The organism is Bacillus sp. PK3-067 (assembly GCF_056738645.1).
In genome coordinates this window covers 628,453-650,079 of sequence record NZ_CP096490.1, presented here as the reverse complement: position 1 = coordinate 650,079, position 21,627 = coordinate 628,453, and the positions used below count along the sequence as shown (strand labels likewise).

13 protein-coding genes are annotated in these 21,627 nt (G+C 34.8%); 5 read left to right on the top strand and 8 right to left on the bottom strand.

Annotated features, from left to right (window positions below; genetic code table 11):
* Positions 1-199: 199 nt before the first annotated feature.
* The 3 genes from M1D73_RS03295 to M1D73_RS03285 all read right to left on the bottom strand — a co-directional run bounded on the left by M1D73_RS03295 (position 200) and on the right by M1D73_RS03285 (position 7,320).
* Positions 200-4,441, bottom strand: coding sequence for a S8 family serine peptidase (locus tag M1D73_RS03295; protein ID WP_000820243.1), 4,242 nt, complete (start codon positions 4,439-4,441; stop codon positions 200-202).
* A gap of 403 nt (positions 4,442-4,844) precedes the next feature.
* Positions 4,845-5,486 carry a response regulator gene (locus M1D73_RS03290; RefSeq protein ID WP_000590668.1) on the bottom strand — a complete coding sequence of 214 codons (642 nt, stop codon included), beginning with the start codon at positions 5,484-5,486 and terminating at the stop codon, positions 4,845-4,847.
* 1 nt (position 5,487) lies between these two features.
* Positions 5,488-7,320, bottom strand: a complete 1,833-nt coding sequence (locus M1D73_RS03285) for a GAF domain-containing sensor histidine kinase (protein ID WP_002182443.1) — start codon at positions 7,318-7,320, stop codon at positions 5,488-5,490.
* A gap of 352 nt (positions 7,321-7,672) precedes the next feature.
* On the opposite strand from M1D73_RS03285, the gene gerKA reads away from it, so the two are divergent.
* Genes gerKA through gerKC form a run of 3 tightly spaced genes read left to right on the top strand, consistent with a single transcriptional unit; the run spans position 7,673 to position 11,367 of the window.
* Positions 7,673-9,175, top strand: a complete 1,503-nt coding sequence (gerKA, locus tag M1D73_RS03280; protein WP_000139277.1) for a spore germination protein GerKA — start codon at positions 7,673-7,675, stop codon at positions 9,173-9,175.
* The gene (locus M1D73_RS03275) at positions 9,156-10,262 is read left to right on the top strand and encodes a GerAB/ArcD/ProY family transporter (RefSeq protein ID WP_000185798.1); all 1,107 of its coding nucleotides are present in this window, start codon (positions 9,156-9,158) and stop codon (positions 10,260-10,262) included. Before gerKA ends, M1D73_RS03275 begins: the two co-directional genes overlap by 20 nt.
* On the top strand, positions 10,243-11,367 hold the full coding sequence (gerKC, locus tag M1D73_RS03270; protein WP_000474042.1) for a spore germination protein GerKC: 1,125 nt from the start codon (positions 10,243-10,245) through the stop codon (positions 11,365-11,367). Before M1D73_RS03275 ends, gerKC begins: the two co-directional genes overlap by 20 nt.
* A gap of 32 nt (positions 11,368-11,399) precedes the next feature.
* On the opposite strand, the gene treC is transcribed toward gerKC, so the two are convergent.
* From treC to treR, 3 genes are all read right to left on the bottom strand, one after another.
* Complete coding sequence (gene treC, locus M1D73_RS03265; protein ID WP_000656141.1) at positions 11,400-13,061, bottom strand: alpha,alpha-phosphotrehalase; 1,662 nt, start codon at positions 13,059-13,061, stop codon at positions 11,400-11,402.
* Positions 13,062-13,074: 13 nt separating this feature from the next.
* Positions 13,075-14,502, bottom strand: a complete 1,428-nt coding sequence (treP, locus tag M1D73_RS03260) for a PTS system trehalose-specific EIIBC component (RefSeq protein ID WP_000513942.1) — start codon at positions 14,500-14,502, stop codon at positions 13,075-13,077.
* Positions 14,503-14,643: 141 nt separating this feature from the next.
* On the bottom strand, positions 14,644-15,354 hold the full coding sequence (gene treR / locus M1D73_RS03255; protein ID WP_000987240.1) for a trehalose operon repressor: 711 nt from the start codon (positions 15,352-15,354) through the stop codon (positions 14,644-14,646).
* 452 nt (positions 15,355-15,806) lie between these two features.
* Between treR and M1D73_RS03250 the strand changes: the two genes are divergently transcribed.
* Positions 15,807-17,204 (top strand): amino acid permease, encoded by a 1,398-nt coding sequence (locus M1D73_RS03250; RefSeq protein WP_000448441.1) that lies wholly within the window; start codon positions 15,807-15,809, stop codon positions 17,202-17,204.
* 31 nt (positions 17,205-17,235) lie between these two features.
* Here the strand turns inward: M1D73_RS03250 and M1D73_RS03245 are convergent, their stop codons facing one another.
* The gene (locus M1D73_RS03245) at positions 17,236-18,939 is read right to left on the bottom strand and encodes a putative bifunctional diguanylate cyclase/phosphodiesterase (protein WP_063225515.1); all 1,704 of its coding nucleotides are present in this window, start codon (positions 18,937-18,939) and stop codon (positions 17,236-17,238) included.
* 480 nt (positions 18,940-19,419) lie between these two features.
* Positions 19,420-19,773: a hypothetical protein gene (locus M1D73_RS03240; RefSeq protein WP_001106379.1), complete on the bottom strand. Its 354-nt coding sequence runs from the start codon at positions 19,771-19,773 to the stop codon at positions 19,420-19,422.
* Between the two features lie 214 nt (positions 19,774-19,987).
* On the opposite strand from M1D73_RS03240, the gene M1D73_RS03235 reads away from it, so the two are divergent.
* Positions 19,988-21,517 carry a cardiolipin synthase gene (locus M1D73_RS03235; RefSeq protein ID WP_000743030.1) on the top strand — a complete coding sequence of 510 codons (1,530 nt, stop codon included), beginning with the start codon at positions 19,988-19,990 and terminating at the stop codon, positions 21,515-21,517.
* The last annotated feature ends 110 nt before the right edge of the window (positions 21,518-21,627 follow it).

Below are 21,627 nucleotides of genomic sequence, written 5' to 3'. Positions count from 1 at the left end.
AAAATAATTTAAGCAACTACCTTGTCCCACAGCGAAAGTGAACCAAATTTAAACTAGTTACTTCATATATCAAAACGACTATTACTTTTAAAATAACCGGTAATGTTACCGTAAATCATTACCGGTTATTTGTTAGCCAATCTCATTTCATTTACTATTCATTGTCTGATTGCATTATTTACTCTAGAAGTTTGCCCACTTATTTTTTTGGTTCTAAGCCAATAGAGCGTAAGATTTTATCTAATGTCACTGGACCTACATTTTCTTTCGGTTTCTGATTTTCTTTAGCATCTGGACTCTTTTTCAAGAAGTTTTTCTCAATAAAACGAATATCTGTTTCATCTACAACACCATCTTGATTTATATCTCCATCTTTTACAGATACTTTTCCTTTTCCATACGATAAAGCTGCTATTCTAGCATCTTGAATGTCTACCATTTTATCTCCATTTACATCACCTGCAAGGTTATCATCCATGTCAACTCTAAAGTTTTGTCCCACTAATTCACCGTCTTGCACCTTCCCTATTTTTGTTGTTAATTTACTATTTAAATGACCTGGCATTTCTACGAAAATATCATATTCTTTATCGCTTACTGGGACACTATGAATTTCAAATTGCCCGTTATCACCAATCGTTCCTGTATATTTCTTTCCATCCTTGCCAACTGCGTACACTTTTGCTCCTAGTTTTGTATAGTCTTTCTTACCTAAATACCCCTCTTCATTCAAGAAAGCTTCCGGGCCAATATACCCTGTAATCGTTGAATGTTTCGAAACAATAGCAAAAGATTTATCTTTAAACGCAGGAATCTCAATGCCTTCTGATGCAACAGCTTTTGTATAAGAGAACTTCTCTACTCCAAATGCAGTTAAATCATTAAAGTATTCATCGTTCGTCATCTCGAATGTAACATCTAAAAATGGTGTATCTCCATCTAATCCTTTAAATTCTTTTCCTTCTAATGATGCCCCAACTTTCACCTTGTTTTCCCAAGCTCCTTCTTCACTTATCTTCGGATCTTCTAATTTAAGGTTCAGTCCATGTTGTTTTACATATTCCGTAAGTGCTGGATTTGGTTTCACATCTGTAAATTTAAAGAGCTGCTTGTAATAAGGAATTTCAAATGTACCTGACATAAGCTGTTTTACATTATTAAGATTCAAAGTTAATGTAATTTTCTCTCCTAATTTGATTTTATCTTTGTCATAACTTGGAACAGCGTATTCTGTCCCTTCCTTTACAAAGACGTAATCTTTATATCCAGTTGCCATATTCCCTGCAGTTGCAAGATCATATCCAAATAATTTTAAATTTAACGGCTCGTTTATTTCCTCTGGAAGTACTCCAAATTTAAAATCACCATTTGCTTGAATTGTATTCAGCCAACCTGATGGAAAGGCTGAGTTTTGATAATATACAATTTGGTTCGCTTTTTGATCATACTGCAAGCCTTTTGCCTTCAATGCATCTACTGTAGAATCATAAATATTACCATGCACCCATAATGCACGTTGGCCGTCTTCTTCTTTAAACATAGAATCATTGACTTCATGTATACCAGGTTGTACATCCTTAAATTTCATTTCCGGTATAACATTATCAATGATAATGCTATCGCCTTTTGTATACGATTTTCCTTCTTTATCATATCCAACGAAGTTCAATTCGTAATCTCCATCAGGCAACATAACAGGTTTATCCCCAATTGGATGAGCTGGATCTCCTGTGAATGGAAGTACATACCCTCCCATACCAGAAAACATCATATATTCAATATTCGGTGTTAGACTACTTGCATTAAGTGTACCAACGACTCCTAATGCCTTTCCTGTCTTTCGGTCCTTCACAACTGCATCAATAGTTTCAAGAGGACTATTTAGTTTAAATGTCAAAGGCGAACTTGGTCTCTCCATAAACGGATGGAATTTAGATGCATCTGTTGCCATTGCATCTCTCAGTAAATCTACAGACGCAATCCCTTTTTCTGTGAATTTAACTGCAAATGGTACTTGATATACTTCTTTTTCATTGTTTTTATTTGAAATATGAATATAGCCCTCATATCTACCAAATTCAGCGTTTTCTGGAATGATAATTTCAGGGCTAATTTCCTCTGATGTACTAGGAGCTACTTTAATAGAATCTGGTACATTTAGCTTCACACCATTCTTCGCTGCATCTTGCACACCTACACTTGTAGATGAAAACTCTACTTCTAATTTAAACTCTTTTCCATCAGTTTTACTGCTGTTCTTAATTAAGACTTTTCGACTATCTTTAATAGGCCCATTTTCAATTTGATTTTTATACCCAAACGCAATAGAACCTGTTTTTTCTTCAATTTCTACTTCTTCATCATCTACAACGTTTGATGTTTTATCGATAACCTCGATAGATGTATCTGCATGAACTGCACGATATGCATCAATTCGTCCAGAGCCCACCTCAAATACAGAACGCTCTTCTTTTAGGTCAACTGCGGTATTCATAAGTGCTTCTTTTACTTCAAATGGACTATAGTTTGGATGTTCTTGTAAAATAAGTGCCGCTACCCCTGCAGTATGAGGAGTTGCCATAGATGTACCTGACATACGTCCATACGCTACCGGATAATTTTCTCCATCTTTTGGATCATTAATATATTCAGGAACAGTTGAGAAAATAGACACACCTGGTGCTACAATATCTGGCTTAATATCATCTGTTTTAGTTGCAGGACCACGGGAGCTGAAATCAGCCAAGTGATCTCCCTCTGTTTTTATATTACTAAGTTCTCCAAATGCTAACGACACATCTCCTTGTACAGCTTTTGCTTGCAATTTCTCACCATCTACTTTTGTTAAGCGGAACGATGGAATAGATGAAGTACTTTCCCCAAGATAACTTGTAATTTCCCCATCTACATTGTTGTATACAATTACCGCCTTTGCGCCTGCTTCCTTAGCATTTTTAATTTTTTCATCAAATGTAATCTCACCACGTTGGATAAGAGCTAACTTCCCTTTTACATCTTTCCCTGTAAAATCACCTGATTTCCCAAGCCCTGCATATACAACCGATAAGGATTGTCCTTTCAAATCTTCAATCTTATCAGTAAAGCTTTTTCCAAGTAGCATCATCTTATCTACATGTACATCACCTGCATCGGCGGAAAACGTTGGAATATTCACTGCAGCGTCACTGGCTCCAACTGTAATTGGAAGTGCTGCTGCACTAGGTGATCCTATAGTACCTTCTTCCGGACCACTATTACCAGCTGCTACTACTGTAACAACACCTGCTAACATCGCATTGTTCACTGCAACAGAAGTAGGATATAAAGGATCATTAATAGACGCTCCTAGTGATAAATTGATAACATCCATATCGTCTTTCACTGCTTTATCAATCGCAGCAAGAATACCGCTTGTTTGTCCACTTCCATATGGACCTAATACGCGATATGAATATAAGTCTACATCTGGAGCAACGCCCTTCACTGCATAATCCACACTATTCTGTTTGTCTGCAGCAATTGTCCCAGCTACATGCGTACCGTGGGATGTATAATATGCACTTCCCTCATAAATCTCAGGATATCCTCCAGAATTTTGCCAATCCTTATACGTTGTCTCCATTGGATCAGCATCATTATTAACAAAGTCCCATCCTTTTATTGAGTTCGGATCTATTTTAGTTGGATCTTCACCTTGTTTTGCACGATACCCTTTATATGCATCTTTCAAATCCGGGTGGTTGTAATCAATACCTGTGTCTAGTACACCTACCTTAATTCCTTTTCCTGTTATTTTTTCATCATGTAGCTTGTCTACACCAATTTGTGGTACACTATCTGCCATTTTTGGTTCAACAGCAGTCTTAGCTGTTTCTTTCGGCAAATCAATTTTAACCTCATGATCTTCCCATACGCGCTTAACGATACCGGTACGAACTAAGTCTTCGATTATATTTGCTGGTAAAGAAATCGCTACACCATTAAAAGCATTCTTATATTCTCTTGTTATCTTTGCAGATTTTACATTTGTCCCTTTCTCTTTATTCTTTTGAAGCTGTTCAAGCTCTGCTTTAAACCCTTTATGTGATGCCTCTACCTTTTGTTCCGCATTTGAAAGAGCTATCTTTTTCCCTTTAGCCGCTTGTTTTAATACCTCAATTTTGCTAGGCGCTTGCTTAAATTCTATAATCACATTTACATTATTAGGACTTGCTGTATTGATACCTGGCGAAATAACAAAACCTGGTTTTGTATCTAACGTTTTTAAGGCATTACGTTGTTCCTTTGTAAGGCCTTTTAAGATAGCATCTGCATCATCAATTCCAGTTAAAGTAGATGTATTTACCTCTTCCGCTAATACGTTATATGGAATCCCTTGAGACAATAACATTCCAACTGTTAACGTTCCAATAAGAACCTTTCCAAATTTCCCTCGTTTCATATTGCATCTCCCCATTATTAATATTATTTTTTGAAACAAATTGATTCTTAAATTCCCATGTAGCATCGGAAACTCTATCAATCTCAATCTTTTGTATCATGAAAGATTTCCAACGCCACTACCATCCCCATACCTCATATAGCTAACCACTCACTTTACTCTTTTTATAAGAGCCCCCCATCATTTATTTCCAACAAAAGATTTTCATAAAATGAATTATTAACAATATTAAAATGTAATTCTATTTTTATTATTTCACATTTTGATTATTCTGAAAATTAAACAAAAGGAGTATCTTTTCTCTAAGGATTCTATGCCTACATAGTACAAAAGAACTATCTTGTCCTTTATTCTTTGTGATACAGAATAAATCGACACGATAGTTCTTTGATAGATTTCTTATTTAATCTAGCGGAACCAATTGATTTCGAACTGCATAAATCACTGCTTGCGATCGACTTTTCACATTTAGTTTTTTAAAAATTTTATTGATGTGTATTTTAACTGTTTTATCACTAATATATAAAACTTCAGCAATTTCTTTATTACTAAGTCCTTTTACTAGTTCAAAGAGAATTTCCTTTTCACGTTCCGTCAGTTCATTTTCATTTGATTCTACTTTCATTTTTTGCTGATGATATGTAATTAATTTTTTAGTCATACGCGGATGAATAACTGAATCACCTCGATATAACATTCGAATTGCTGCTACTACCTGCTCTGATGAGGAATCCTTCAATAAATAACCATCAGCACCGGCCTGAAGTGCATCCATTAAATACTCATCATGTTCATACATTGTAAACACAAGTACTCGGCAACTCGGATAAATTTTTTTCACTAACTCTGTAGCTTCAATCCCATTTTTCCCTGGCAGGTTAATATCCATCAAAATACAATCTGGTCCGCATTCTTCTACTTTTCCCAATACTTCATCCCCAGAGCTAGCTTCTCCAACCACTTTCATATCAGATTCATCTTCTAGTATGCTCCGAATTGCATCCCGTAAAAAAGCATGATCATCTACTACTAATATTTTAATCATTTTACGCACCCCTTGTTTGTGAATCTGGAATTAACAGTGTAATTTCTGTCCCCTTTCCTATAGAACTATCAATCTGTAAAGTAGCCCCTAATTGGTCAGCTTGTTCATTCATATGTAATATACCATAATGTGGCTCATTCTTTGTTTTAACCATAGACTCAAATAGTGAAAATCCAACTCCATTATCCTTAACCCTTAAAAGAACGTGTTCACTTTGATAACTGAGTAAAACATCAGCCTTTTTTGCTTGTGCATGTTTTACAATGTTTTGCAAACTCTCTTGTAATGTATCAAATATAACTCTTTCTTTTGAAAAACTAAGCGCACGTGCATGACCTCTTTCATGATAGGTAATGTCTAGTTCATATTCTCGTTTTAAAGATTTTATTTTACTTGCTATTGCCTGCTTAAGGCCTAATTGTTGTGTCGGATATGGTTTTAAAGCATAAATAGAATAGCGAACTTCTCCTAGACTTCCTCTTAAATCTTTTATGCTTTTCTCAACTACTTGCTGCATATCTTTTGGTTTATCATGGTATTTTTTCCGTGCGGATTCTAGTTGGAATATTACCCCCGCTAATGTTTGCGCAATACCATCGTGAATTTCACGGGCAATTCTATTTCTTTCTTCTAAAATCATTCTTTTTTTCTGTTCAGAAATCAATATCCTTGTTTTAACAACGTTAGCTAATTGGTTAGAAAATGTAGCTAACGACTGTACATCTTCTGGAAAGAAACCCGCATTTCTACTTTTCCCTGCAACAAACATTCCGACTAATTCATCATTTACTATAAGAGGAAAATATACAAGTGAGCGTATAACACTATCAAATATTTCATCTCCAGGAGCCGTACCAATTTTCCAATCATTAAATACAAGATTTTTAGAAAGTTTCTCAAACGCCCTTAATATTTCTGAATCATCAGAAATATGAGAGCGCACTTTCCCATCTTTTAATAGAATACTCCAGTTCCCATCATCTTTTGTCCATATTACATATGCTTGTATGCCAAAAAAACCTTTAAGTGCTTGTTTAATATGTTTCAAATTTCCTCCAGTTAATCCTCGACTAATTTCGGTCGTAATAAGAAATAACTCATATAATCGTTCCTTCTCCATCCTTATCCGTACAGAAAAAGAACTAATAACTGAAGCTGCTACAAGTGGAAAAAAGAAAAACAGTACTGTAATCTCGTTTATTTCCACACTATATATACTAATTAATACATGCATCAGGGCCGCATAAGAGAAACCAAAAGTTTCGCAAAGAAATACCGTTACAGTTTTTTTATACCACTGATATATTGAATATGGCTGTGGAAGAAGTATCATCAACAAATCGTAAAAACGATTGTTGAAAAAACAAAAAAACACGCAAAATAATAACAAAGATATTAAATTTTCATATAGAACTGACATAACTATCTTATTAAGTAATAAGGACATACATTTGTTTGAAAACCATTCGGCCAAAATCAAACTAAGTGCATGCTGAGTACTATTAAATAACATTCTTTGTATCGGTGAACGACGATGCAGGTGAATAATTAGCGTTACGAGTACAATAGCAGTAATAGTTATATGGATTCCAAACTGCCAACTCATAGCATAGATTATCGGAAAAGTAAGCGAGCTAGTTCCTCTCCAAAATCTTACAGGAAAATACTCTGCAATCCCCATAAATAGTAACAACATTATTAGTATTGTTGAATGAGAAGGGATTTTAATTTCAAGTAAAGATATAGTTATAGTAACCAAACCAAGAAAAGAAATAAAATAAAGATAAGAACTAGCAATCTTTTCTCTCATAAAGATAGAATTTACATCCTTCAAAACAACCCCTTCTTTCTTTATAAAAACTTCATTTTCCCTATTATCCAATAAAAAACCGGCACTGGCAAAATGGAAGAACATCCACTAGCCAATCACCGGCTGTGTACTGTACCTAAAAAGGCAAGACACAATACTAGTATTATAAATCGCTTTTCTTAAATTTCCTATTCATCAAATGATGTAATTATGCATCCCGCTAGATTTACTCTCCTATAGTACAAAAGATATATATTAATATCGCAAATATATACGTTCTTTCCATTTCCCTACTTTTCTAAAAAATCCAAGCATAATTTTCTCACAAAAAACAAAAATTAACAGAAGTAATTTCAATGTAAAGGAGATGGAAAGTATGACCGAACAGAAGCACTCACAACAAGATAATAACAAAAAGCATATGTTTCCATCACTTCCGGAAAATATTAATTACATTGAAAATAAGCTATGTCACTCAGATGATATAAAAAAATTAGATGTCCCATTTCAAAACGGAAAAGGAACAATCTTATATATCGAATCTTTAGCAGACCCAAATTTGATTCACCAATTAGCTCTTGAGCCTTTATTAACTCGGTCGGATTTGGCTTTAGATAAAGCTTTTGCCACATTAAATATGAAAAAAGAAACGAATTTAAATTATGGTGTGCAGCTTTTATTACAAGGTAAATCCTTATATTTTCATGAACACGTCGACAGTTTTTTTATTTTCGAAACAGCTTTATCTTTAAAGCGAGATATAGCAGAGCCTGATAATGAAGGGATTGTGCGCGGTCCACATACTGGTTTTGTAGAGGATCTAGCAACTAATTTAGCTTCGATTCGTAAGCTCATAAAAAGTCCAAATATCGTCGTTAAATATTTCACACTTGGTGAAGAAATGCATACGAAAGTGGCAATTGCTTATATGCAAAACATAGCGAATGACGATTTAGTTACAGAAGTAAAAAGAAGGTTAGAAACGATTAAGACAGATGCACTTATGCCTCCAGGATATATACAAGAATTTATAGAGGATACGTCTTTCTCACCATTTCCGCAGCAATTAAATACAGAGCGTCCAGATAGGACCGCTGCAAATTTAATGGAAGGACGAGTTGCTATTTTATCTGATGGAGATCCCACAGCGCTTATCGTTCCTGTTACGTTATTTGCTTTCTATCAATCACCAGACGATTATAATAACCGCTGGATTGTCGGTTCTTTCGTCCGAATGATTCGCTTAGTGAGTTTCTTGATTGCTTTTCTCTTACCAGCTATATATATCGCAACCGTAGCCTTTCATCCTGATGTATTGCCGCTCGAACTTGTGTATACAATTAAAGCTTCATTAGAGAAAGTACCACTTCCTCCTATTTTTGAAGCTCTCTTAATGGAATTAATCTTTGAATTATTACGGGAAGCTGGTATTCGCTTACCAAGCCGAGTTGGACAAACAATCGGTATTGTAGGTGGTTTAGTAATTGGTGATGCAATTGTAAAAGCTGGACTTGTTTCTTATACGATGATTATTGTTGTAGCTTTAACTGCCATCTCATCTTTTCTCGTTCCATCAAACGATATGAGTTCAGCAGTTCGAATTCTTCGTTTTCCATTAATGATTCTTGCTGCTATATTCGGATACGTCGGAATATCATTCGGTCTAATTATAACTTTCGTTCATTTATGTCAATTACATTCATTTCATACGCCATATCTTTCTCCTGTTGCCCCGATGCGGATAAAAGATATGAAAGATTCTTTCGTAAGACTTCCAATTTGGTCGTTTTGGGAACGACCACATGATCCAAAACCGAAAAAAATGCAACGACAACATGTAACGAGAGAGGATGAGGACGGTGACAAACACGCAAAGTAAAATTTCGCTCGTTCAATTTACCTTTTTCGTTATTCAATGCCAAATCGGAGTTGGTATCCTTTCTCTACCTAACCGTCTTCACCCAATAGCAAAAGGAGGTGGATGGATTTCCGCTCTCGTCGCTGGGCTTGCAATTCAACTTATTATTTTACTTATGTGGCTTTTCTTAAAGCGATTTCCTGATGCAGATATGTATGAAAGCGTTTGTATGCTATTTGGTAATAAGTTTGGAAAACTATTAGGTTTTGCTTATGTTTTTTATTTTACGCTTATTGGTATGACGGTTATGTTGAATGCTTGTAATGTCATTAAAGTATGGATATTACAAGCTACTCCTTGGTCTGCCATTCTCATGCTATTTACGATAGCTTGCTGCTATATAGCCTATAATACATTTAAAGTCATCGTACGATTTTATGTCATGGCCTCTATCCTCATTATTCCAATGGCCCTTTTAATTGCCCTAGGGCTTTCCCGAGCTGATTTCTCTTATATTTTTCCCATTACAGAAGCCGGCTGGTGGAATATAATTCAAGCATCCAAGGAAACAATTACAGCCATGTATGGTTTTGAAATCATTCTTATCGCTTTTCCAAAAGTAAATGGCAGTTCTGTCGCAAAACTGAAGGCCATTTCTATCGCTAATGGATTTGTAACACTTTTTTATACTTTTACTGTTTGGATTTGCTTTATCGTATTTAGTCCAAAACAAATTGAGCTTATTCCAGAACCAGTTGCTTACTTATTACGCTCCTTACATATCGGAATTATAGACCGAACTGATTTACTATTTATACCAATTTGGATGATAACTGTTGCAGCTTCTATCGCTAGTTATTATTGCGCTGCTTCAATCGGAATAGGACATATATTCAATCTTGCTAATCATAAAAAAGCTGTTCCAATCATTGGTATTATTGCTTTTAGTGTAGCCTTATTTATAGATACACCTGAAGAATTAAAAGTAATCTCAACTTTCACTGATAAGTTCACCTATATTTTCATAGTTGTCCTTCCTCTTTTATTTCTACTTTATTCTGTGATACGAAATAAGAAAGGAGAACAGTATGTTCAAAAAAAGAGTTAAATTACTTTTTGTATTATGTACTAGTTCCCTCCTTTCTGGATGCTGGGATCAAGAACCATTAAGGGAGGCAAGGTTAGCTTATAGTATTGGATCTGATATTACGGAAGAGAATCAACTCCAGCAAACAATCGAGCTCGTAAAAAGTTCAAGCGGAGAGCAATCTTCATTCGAAAATGAAATACATTCAGCAACGGGGCATAACATAAGGGATACAAGCGATGCCCTAAAAAAAAATGTTACTGGGAATATTCGTTATTTTAAATATGGTGTTCAATTACTAGGAACCAAAATCCTAAAAAAAGGTATATTACCTTTTTTAGATGTCAGCTTTCGGGACCCAACAAACCCAACTGCTTTAGTAAAACTTATTGCAGTAGATGGTGAAACATCCGAGATACTAGAAAAAAAGAAAGTAGGAAATTTACTAATTGGAGATTTTCTAAAGAAAAAAGTGAAAAGCTTAGAAGATATGAGTGTATTTCCAAAAGAAACTTTAGAGACAGCTGCTACAAAAATGTTAGATCCCGGTAAAGACTTTACCCTCCCTTCTATAAAAATAAAAGGAAAAGAAGTAATTACAAACGGTCTAGCTTTATTTAACAATGATAAATTAACTGGGCATTTACCTTTGAAACAATCTGTTTTATTCGTATTATTAACCGGAAAAATGGGAACAAGTGCCCGTATAACCCAGAAGCTTACTAGCGATGAATCAGAGAAAACATCTGATTATTTAACAATGGAAATTAGCAACCGAAAGTTAAAACGAGACTTAAAAATAACAACAGATAAAAAAGGAAATGTTTATGCTCACATTAAGCTCCAACTAAAAGTTATAGCGCTTGAAGCTCCGAGAGATAATCTTTACAAAATGGATGAAAGAAAAAAACTAAATAAAGAATTGTCTAAACAACTTACGAAAGAAGCTAAAAAGATAACGAAAAAGTTACAAAAAGCAAACTGTGATGCTTTCGGTATCGGCAGACACCTTATCGCCTACCACCCTGACTTATGGAAGAAGAAAAATTGGAATAAAGATTATGCAAAAGTAAAATTCAAACCTGAGGTAGAGGTAAACATTTTGTACAGTGGTGTCCTAAAATAAAAGGTTGTATGCCGCATGGGCATACAACCTTTTTATTTCGTATATCGATACACAATTGATTCATATGGTCTTAAGCTAAGTTTTGTAATATCCTTGCTAGCATCTTTATAATTCGACAGTAGTATTTCTTGTTTCATTCCATCTAATTGAACGTGCGCTGGTACAGAGTACGTTATTTCTTCTCCATAGAAGTTATTTATAACAAGCAGCACTTCACTTTCTGTAGTACGAGTATATGCCCAAATCTTAGGATCATTTTTATCCAAAATAGCATATTCTCCTTCTGTAATTACATCATACGTTTTCCTAAGTTCTATTAACTTTTTATAATGATAAAATACGGACTCTTTATCTTCTAATGCCTTCTCTACGTTTATTTCTTTAAAGTTTTCAGCCGCTGAAATCCAAGGTGTACTTGTTGTAAAACCACTGTTCATCTCTTCATTCCACTGCATCGGAGTGCGAGAGTTGTCACGAGATTTTTGCTTTAAAATCCCGATAATCTCTTCTTTTGATAGCCCTTCTTTTAGCTTTATATCGTATATATTTAACGATTCCACATCACGATATTGCTCGATGGACTCAAATTTAGGATTCGTCATACCGATTTCTTCCCCTTGATAAATATAAGGCGTTCCTTGCAGCATGTGCATGGCTGTCGCTAACATTTTTGCAGATTCGTTTCGGTACTTTCCATCATCACCAAAGCGTGACACGATGCGAGGCTGGTCATGATTACACCAAAATAACGCATTCCATCCTCCGCCCTTTTGCATTTCAATTTGCCAGCTAGACATAATCTCTTTTAATTTAATAAAATCAAAATCAGCCTTCGTCCACTTATCACCATTCGGATAATCTACTTTTAAATGATGGAAACTAAACGTCATACTTAATTCATTACGCTCAGGGTTTGAATATTTAATACAATTATCAATTGTCGTAGATGACATTTCTCCAACTGTAATTACATCTTTTCCTGCAAAAACATTTCGGTTCATCTCTTGTAAATATTCATGAACACGCGGACCATCTGTATAATACTTGCGTCCATCACTTGTCGCAGTACTACCTTCATCGTTTAAGAAACATTGGTCTTTTGAAATTAAGTTAATGACATCTAATCGGAATCCTGTTACTCCTTTATCCAGCCAAAAACGCATCATATCATATACTTCTTCACGAAGTTTTTCATTTTCCCAATTTAAATCAGCTTGTGTTTCATCAAATAAATGTAAATAATATTGCTCCGTCTTCTCATCATATTTCCAAGCAGATCCACCAAACTTAGACTGCCAATTATTTTTTTCATCACGCCAAATATAGTAATTACGATATGGACTATTTTTATCTTCCTTCGCTTCTTTAAACCACTTATGTTCAGTCGAACTATGATTTACAACAATATCAAGCATAATCTCAATGTTACGTACTTTCGCTTCTGCTAAAAGTTCTTCAAACTCTTCCATCGTTCCGTAAGATGGATCAATGCTGTAGTAATCACTTACATCATATCCATTATCATTTTGTGGTGATTGGTATATCGGTGTTAACCATATATAATCCACTCCGAGTTCTTTTAAATAATCTAGTTTCTCTGTAACACCTTTTATATCCCCGGTTTCTCTATTGTAATAACTATTAAAGCTCTTCGGATAAATTTGATAGACTACACTTTTATGCCAATCCTTCATGTTTAACTTCCTCCTACTTCTGTTTGACTCTTTTTGCAAATAACCATGTTAAAGTAAACGGGATTACAACTGCAATAATCATTCCTACAATAAACATTGGAATCGATTTCGGAATGATAGAAATAAATGCTGGCAATCCGCCAATTCCGATAGCAGGCGCTAATACACCATTTAATGTAATGAATATCGCTGCCACAGCAGATCCTATAATCGCTGCATAGAACGGGAACTTATTTCGTAAATTCACCCCAAACATCGCTGGTTCTGTAATACCGAAGTATGCTGAAATGGCTGATGTTGATGCCATACTTTTATCATTTTGATTTTTAGAAATCCAGAACATCGCAAGTGCCGCACTACCTTGCGCAATGTTAGAAAGAGCGATCATCGGCCAAATAAATGTCCCGCCATGTTGTGCAATCAATTGTAAATCAATTGCAATAAACATATGATGCATACCTGTAATTACAAGCGGTGCATATAACGCTCCAAATAATACTGCTCCAACTACTGGTACTGTTTCATATACACCTACTAATCCTACTGTTAATAAATCTCCAATATGACGTGTAACCGGACCGATAATTCCTAGTGCTAACACACCTGTCACAACGATTGTTGTAATTGGTACAACTAATAATTGAATTGCATTTGGTACATGTTTCTTTAAGAAAATTTCCACTTTACTTAATACAAATGCTGCTACTAAAACAGGTAAAATTTGTCCTTGATATCCTACCTTCTCAATTTGGAATAGTCCTAAAATATTGAAGTACTCAATCTTTTGACCCTCTAAACCAGTCGCTGCTTTTCCATAGTCCCAAGCGTTTAATAAGGCCGGGTGCACAAGCATTAATCCCATAACAATCCCTAGTATTGGACTACCACCAAAACGCTTCGTTGCTGACCAACCGACAAGTGCTGGTAAGAATACGAATGCTGTATTGGCCATCATATTAATTAAATCCCAAAGCCCGCCTAAGTTCGGATAAACATCTAATAAATTTTTCCCATCAAAAAATAAGTCCTTTGCGCCTAATAGATTGTTAATACCCATTAGTAAACCAGCTGTTACGATCGCTGGTAATATCGGCATAAATACATCCGAAAATATTTTTACAAACTTTTGAGCTGGATTTAACTTCTGATTTCCAGAGTCTTTTACGTCCGCTACAGTCGATTCTTTCATACCTGCAAGCGTTATCAATTCAGCGTAAACACGATCTACATCCCCTGGACCAATTACAACTTGAAATATACCAGCGTTATGAAACGCTCCTTTCACTAATGAAACAGACTGTAATTTATCATTATCTATTTTACTTTCATCTTTTAAAGCGATACGGAGCCTCGTCACACAATGTGCAGCTTGTTCAATATTGTCTTTCCCACCAATATACTGCAACACTTCCTCTGCTGTTTTACGATAGTCTTTCCCCATATTCCCGTCCCTCTTTTCTTTTTTTGATACCGTTTACAATTACATATTAACTCGTATATATAAGTTAGTCAACACTCGTATATACGAGTTTGTGTTTTTTTTATAAAAAAAAGAGATGAAACAATATTTTGTTCCACCTCTTTACTTCCTGCGTGCCACATCCGAAAAGTGAAAAATATCTAAACGGTGGCGTGATTCTGTATATTCAAACTGACTTCCATCATACAAATGTGTAAAGTTTTTCACAACGACAACATAGTCTGTTCCATTTAAATCTAAATACTTTCTGTCATCCTCTGTACATGGCTGTACTTCTATTACCCTCTGCGAATAACTAATATGTAGCCCAAGCTCTTTCTCGATGTATTTATAAATCGATGCAGTTGCAATTTCTTTCGTTAATCCTGGAATAAACTCAGATACAAAATGATTTATATCTAAAATTACTTTTTCTCCATCAATATTTCGTACACGTTTAATATGGTCAATCTCTGTTTTTTCTTTTACATTTAATAATTTCGCAATGTCTTTTGTGGCTTTTTCTTTGTCCATTTCCACAACTTCCGTAATACAATGACGTCCTAAACGTTCATTTTCTTCTTGGAAACTTACAATACCGCCAAAATTAAATTCAATATTTTTTCGCTTTAAAACAAAAACACCTTTTCCATGAATTTTTTGCACATATCCACGCTCTTGCAGTAAATCTACAGCTTTTCTTACCGTGCCTCGGCTTGCCTCATACTGCTTCATTAATTCTGTTTCTGATGGGATTTTGCATCCCTCTTTTAATTGTTTATTATCAATAGATTTACTGATTTCTGTATAAATTTGTTCATACTTACTCATCATCTACAATAGCCCCTTGTCACCTTCTAATTCTATATGTATTATAACATGCTTCACTCTTCTGCCAATCTCTCACTTATTTTCCAGTACAAGAAAAATATAGGTAAATATTTAATCTTTAAAACGTATTTTTATAAAAATTTTTATATTTTTCTTTTCATTCAAAAAAACATGTAGTATACTAACTTCAAAATCAGAGGAGAAAGGGAGCAAAGAACTATGCTTACTTATACAACAACTGTAGTTACATTTGCACAAAAACATCATCATCATACGTAACCCTTGAAACCTAGCGGAAAAATTACGCGTAGGTACAAGGGTTATTCCCGTTGTACCTACGCTTTGGCGAAAGAGCCATGTAGGTATTTTTTTATCTACATGGCTCTTTTTTTATTGTCAAAAAGCTAGTAAAAAATGATGTTTAAGCAAAACTTACTACAAAGGAGTTAACAAAAATGGAAACGAAAAAATGGGGATTATGGGTTTTAACAGCATTTGTTATCGGGAATATGGTTGGCGGTGGCGTATTTATGCTTCCGGCAAATTTAGCACAAGTATCAGGGCCAATGGGTTCTACACTCGCATGGAGTATTACAGGCCTTGGCGTATTTATGATTGCACTTGTATTTGGAAATTTAGCGATTCGGAAACCAGAATTAAAAGCTGGACCACAAAGCTATGCTCAAGCGATGTTTCCTTCAAAAAAAGCTGGTAAAGTTGCAGGATATAGTATGGCATGGGGATATTGGGCTGCTAACTGGGCTGCAACAGCATCTGTTATTATTTCCTTTGCTGGATATTTATCAACATTCTTTCCAGTTTTACAAAGTAAGCAAATTCTTTTTTCAATAAATGGATTTTCACTGGAACTCGGAAAAGGATTAACTTTCCTCGTATGTAGCCTTATGCTGTGGGGAATTCAATATATTCTTTCTCAAAATATTGATCGCGCTGGAAACATGAATCTACTTGCTACCATTGCAAAAATTATTGGATTTACAATGTTTATTGTAATTACATTATTCATTTTCAACGCCTCTAATTTCGGAGACGGTCAAACCTTTATGAATGAAGCTGGACAATCAATCTCATTAGGTGGACAAATCAATTCAGCTGCTATTGCAACACTCTGGGCATTTATCGGTATTGAATCAGCAGTTATGCTTTCTAATCGTGCAAAATCACAGCGCGATGTAAAAAAAGCTACGATTTTCGGATTAATTATCGCTCTTCTTATTTACATGTCAATTACTTTACTTACAATGGGAGCTCTTCCGCAAGATGCTTTAAAAGAGTCTCAAAAACCATTAGTAGACGCATTAAATTTAGCAATTGGAAATAAAGGTGCATATATAATGGCTTTACTCGCTCTTATATCTTTATTTGGATCTACAGTTGGCTGGATTGTTGTTAGTTCAGAGGTACCTTACCAGGCAGCAAAAAATGGACTTTTCCCTAAGTTTTTCGGGAAAACAAATAAAAAAGGTAGTCCTGCAAAATCATTATTGATTACAAATGTAATGACGCAAATTTTCTTATTTTCAACGATTTCTGGTACTGTTTCAGAAGCGTATAGTTTCGCTATCGTCGTAGCAACATTAGCCTATTTAATTCCATACCTTGTTTCTACCTTGTACCAATTAAAATTAGTTATTACAGGAGAAACGTATGATATACTGCCAGGATCTCGAGTAAAAGATGGAATCATTACTACATTGGCGTTGGTATACTCCATTTGGGTTATCAAAACGGGAACTGCTGATTTAAAAACGTTCTTCTTAGGAATTGGATTGTTCGTATTAGGTCTTATTCTTTATCCAGTACTAATGAAAGACTCACAAAAAACGGATTAAATAAAGAGAAGCTGCTGGCTTCTCTTTTTTATTAAAAATCTGTAATTAACTTTTCTTTTAGCTCTCCTACAGATAAAGGTTTCGCATAATAAAATCCCTGTACATAATCACAGCTCATTGATTGTAACAAACTCTCTTGCTCTACTGTTTCTACTCCTTCAGCAACTACTGCTAAATTTAAACTATGAGCAATTTCAATAACGGATTTTACAATCGTTCGTTCTGGTTGTGCGTGATCATAATGAAATTCACGAATAAAATTACGATCAATTTTTACAATATCCAGTGGTAGTTGTTTTAAATAATATAAGGAAGAATAGCCAGTTCCGAAATCATCCAAAGCAATTAAAACACCCATATTTCTTAATTCTTGTAATGTAGCAATAATATAATCAAAATGGCGAACTGCAATACTTTCCGTTATTTCTAATATTAAACGGTTCGGAGGAAAACCAGTTCTCTTTAAAATGCTACGTACTGATAAAATAAAACGTTTCTGCATTAATTGTTGTATAGATAAATTCACAGATAACTTTAGTCCTTCTTGATAATTCGGCAATGTTTTAAACAAGCGACATGATTTTTCTAATACCCAGTCTCCTAGTTTTATAATAAGTCCAGACTCTTCAGCTACAGGGATAAATTCGCTTGGTGAAATAGGTCCGTCTTCTGTCATACAACGTACTAGAGCTTCTATACCAGAATATCTCTTCGTTTTCAAATCAATAATAGGCTGCAATGCTACATCTAACTCTTCATCACGAATTGCCTTTTGCAAAGCAAACTCAACTTTCATTCTACGATTTATTTTCGCGCGTAGCTCATCTGTAAAGAAACACGCAGCGTTTCTCCCCTGTTCTTTTGCACTATACATAGCTAAGTCAGAGTTTTTCAATAACGTTTCCACATCTTGTCCGTCTTGTGGATAAGAACAAAGTCCTAGACTAGCTGAAATGTATACTTCATGGCCTTCCAGCATAAATGGTGCCTGAAAACATGACAACACAGATGTCGCTAACTGACTCATATCATCTTGTCTATGATTTTTTGTTAACAGCACAAATTCGTCGCCACCTAGCCTAGCCAGAACATCTTTCTCTCCTAGTACATAATGCAACCTTGAAGCAACTTCACTTAAAAGTAAATCCCCTATCATATGACCTAATGTATCATTTACTAATTTAAAACGGTCCAAATCAAAGTAAATCATACCAAATTCTTTTTTATCTGCAATCAATTCGTTAACGGTCGTTATTAATTGTAAACGGTTAGGCAAACTCGTTAAAGCATCATGATAGGCAAGTTCCCTATAACGACTTTCACTTAGCCGCAATCTATGTTCCGCTTCTTTTCTACTACTAATATCATTTCGAATTGCGATAAACTGGTATGGCTCTCCTTTTTCATTTAAAAATGGAACAATTGTTGTTTTGACCCAATAATATGTACCATCTTTTGCTCGATTCCGAATCTCACCTGTCCATACTTTCCCATTCAAAATACGCTTCCATAAGTCTTGAAAAAAGTTTTTTGGATGATGTCCTGAATTTAAAATACGGTGATCTTTTCCAATTAATTCTTCTCTTTTGTATTTAGAGATTTCACAAAATTTATCATTTACATATGTAATAAGACCTTTTCGATCTGTAATTGCAACAATTGAAGACTCATCTAATGCTAACTTTAAATCTCGCAATGAAGAGTCATATAATGCATGACCTCTCTGTTCTAGCATGCGCATCTCTCCTTGCTTCTATCTGACTAAAACACAACCTGTTTCTCTTCATAGAAATAGAGATATTTCATTTTCTAATACTAGCCCATTACATAAATTATCTTTTTGAATAGACCGATTAAAATAACATAATATTATTTGTAATAAAAAGCAATATTATACCGTTCTAATTATAAATAGTAGCTTCTCATCTCCCTAATTATTTCGTACCTTATTATACTGCAATCCCTTTAAGTGGCTCTATGCAAGCCTTGTTTCCAACTAATACCACCCACATCTGATCTCTTTGTTTTTAATAACGAAATAGAAATTAGAACATACTACATAACTATTCACGAATAATAATATAAAACTCTACATCAATGTATATGTTTTTGAATTACAATAACAAAATATTAACATATTTTCACCTTAATTTTGGAAGTATTTTATAAATAAATACCGTATTAAACTAAAAAAGAGGATAGCCTCTTTTTTAGTTTAATACGAATATGGTATTTGCTGATAACCTGGGTATGGCATTGGATACGTTACAGGGTATGGCGACGGATAAGCTACTGGATATGGAGCCGGATAATACCCTCCACTTGTTGCACCTGTTAATGCACCAGCTGTTAGTCCGCCTAACACTCCTCCTGCAAAGCTTCCAGGGAAAAATCCGCCTCCCCATGAACTACCACCACCCCAGCCCCATCCGCCTCCGTGATGATGATGGTGATCATAGTGATTGTGTCCTCCATGGTGATGATGTCCACCGTTATGATTGTGCCCACCATGATTGTGTCCTCCATGATGATTTCGATAATACAATCCATTATTTTCTATATAATTCATGTTTCTCCGCTCCTTTTCGATTTTTTCATTTTCATATGCGTTAAGAGTGGGATAAAAAATGGGATAGTACACTGTATGTAGGACAAATGCGGAAAGTATAGGTGAAATGTCTATATTTTGTAAAAAAAGCAAAACACCTTATAATAAAGATGTCATATTACATCTTCTATTTAAGAAGTCTATATTGAAAAAAGATTAGGGGAATTATATAGAAATGAAGAAGCCTATCGTTCAATTACTATTAATATTTACAATTGTATCTATCGTTCTGTTCCTATTAAATACATCGTATATCTCGTTATATACATTTGTCGGTGCTCTATGGTCCATCACAATCGTAGGAATTTCATTCGTTATTTTTATAGAAAATAGATCTCCACAAAGTACATTAGCATGGTTTTTAGTATTAGCACTTCTTCCTATTATAGGTGTGCTATTATACGCTATTTTCGGGCGCAGCCGCTGGAGAAGAAAAAAACATCTCCATCGTTCAGAAGAACAAAGAAAATTATTCCGTGAAATATTAGAAGGAAGAAGACTAGAGTTATTACTCACAGTCCCACTAAATGAACGTTCCATACATTTAACAGAAGTCATACAAAAATTTGGAGGCGGTCCTGCTGCAGATAAAACAACTACAAAACTTTTAACAAACGGAGATCAAACATTTTCAGAAATTTTGCGAGCTATAGAGCAAGCAAAACATCATATACATATTCAATACTACATTTATAAATCTGATGAAATTGGTACAAAAGTTCGAGATGCTTTAATACAAAAAGCAAAAGATGGTGTTATTGTACGCTTCCTTTATGATGGCCTTGGAAGTAATACGTTAAGACGACGATTTTTGCAACCTATGAAAGAAGCTGGGATTGAAATTGTAGAATTTGACCCTATTTTTTCAGCTTGGTTACTTGAAACTGTCAATTATCGTAACCATCGAAAAATTGTTATTGTAGATGGCGAAATTGGTTTTACCGGAGGACTCAATGTCGGTGATGAATATCTTGGCCGTTCCAAGAAATTTCCTGTTTGGCGTGATAGTCATTTAAAAATAGAAGGAAAAGCATTATATAAATTACAAGCAATCTTTCTAGAAGACTGGCTCTATGCCTCTAGTGGTTTAAATACTTATTCCTGGGATCAATTCATGAATAGACAATACTTCCCAGGTAAAGAGATTTCAAATGCAGAAGGTGCTGTTCAAATCGTAGCAAGCGGACCAAGCTCCGATGATAAAAGTATTCGTAATACATTATTAGCTGTTATGGGCTCTGCAAAAAAATCCATTTGGATCGCTACACCCTACTTTATTCCAGATCAAGAAACTTTAACATTATTACGCTTAAGTGCAATTGCCGGAATAGATGTACGGATTTTATATCCAGGTAAAAGTGATAGCATCATTAGTGATCAAGCATCTCAATCCTATTTCACTCCGCTTTTAAAAGCTGGTGCTTCTATTTACAGTTATAAAGATGGTTTTATGCATGCAAAAATTGTACTCGTTGATGATACAATTGCAACTATTGGAACAGCGAACATGGATGTACGTAGCTTTGAATTGAATTACGAAATTATTAGTGTACTTTATGAATCAAAAACAGTTCACGATATTAAACGTGATTTTGAAGAAGATTTTAAACATTCAACTGAAATTAAATGGAACTCTTTCCAAAAAAGAAGTATAAAAAAACGCATATTGGAGTCTTTCATGAGGCTCATTTCTCCTTTACTGTAGGCAATCAACTTCATCTTGATTGCTTTTTCTTTTCCCTTTATCCTCCTTCCTTTTCTTTGCATACCATATTAAAACAAGTTATCATAAGATGTATTACTTTATGAAAATAA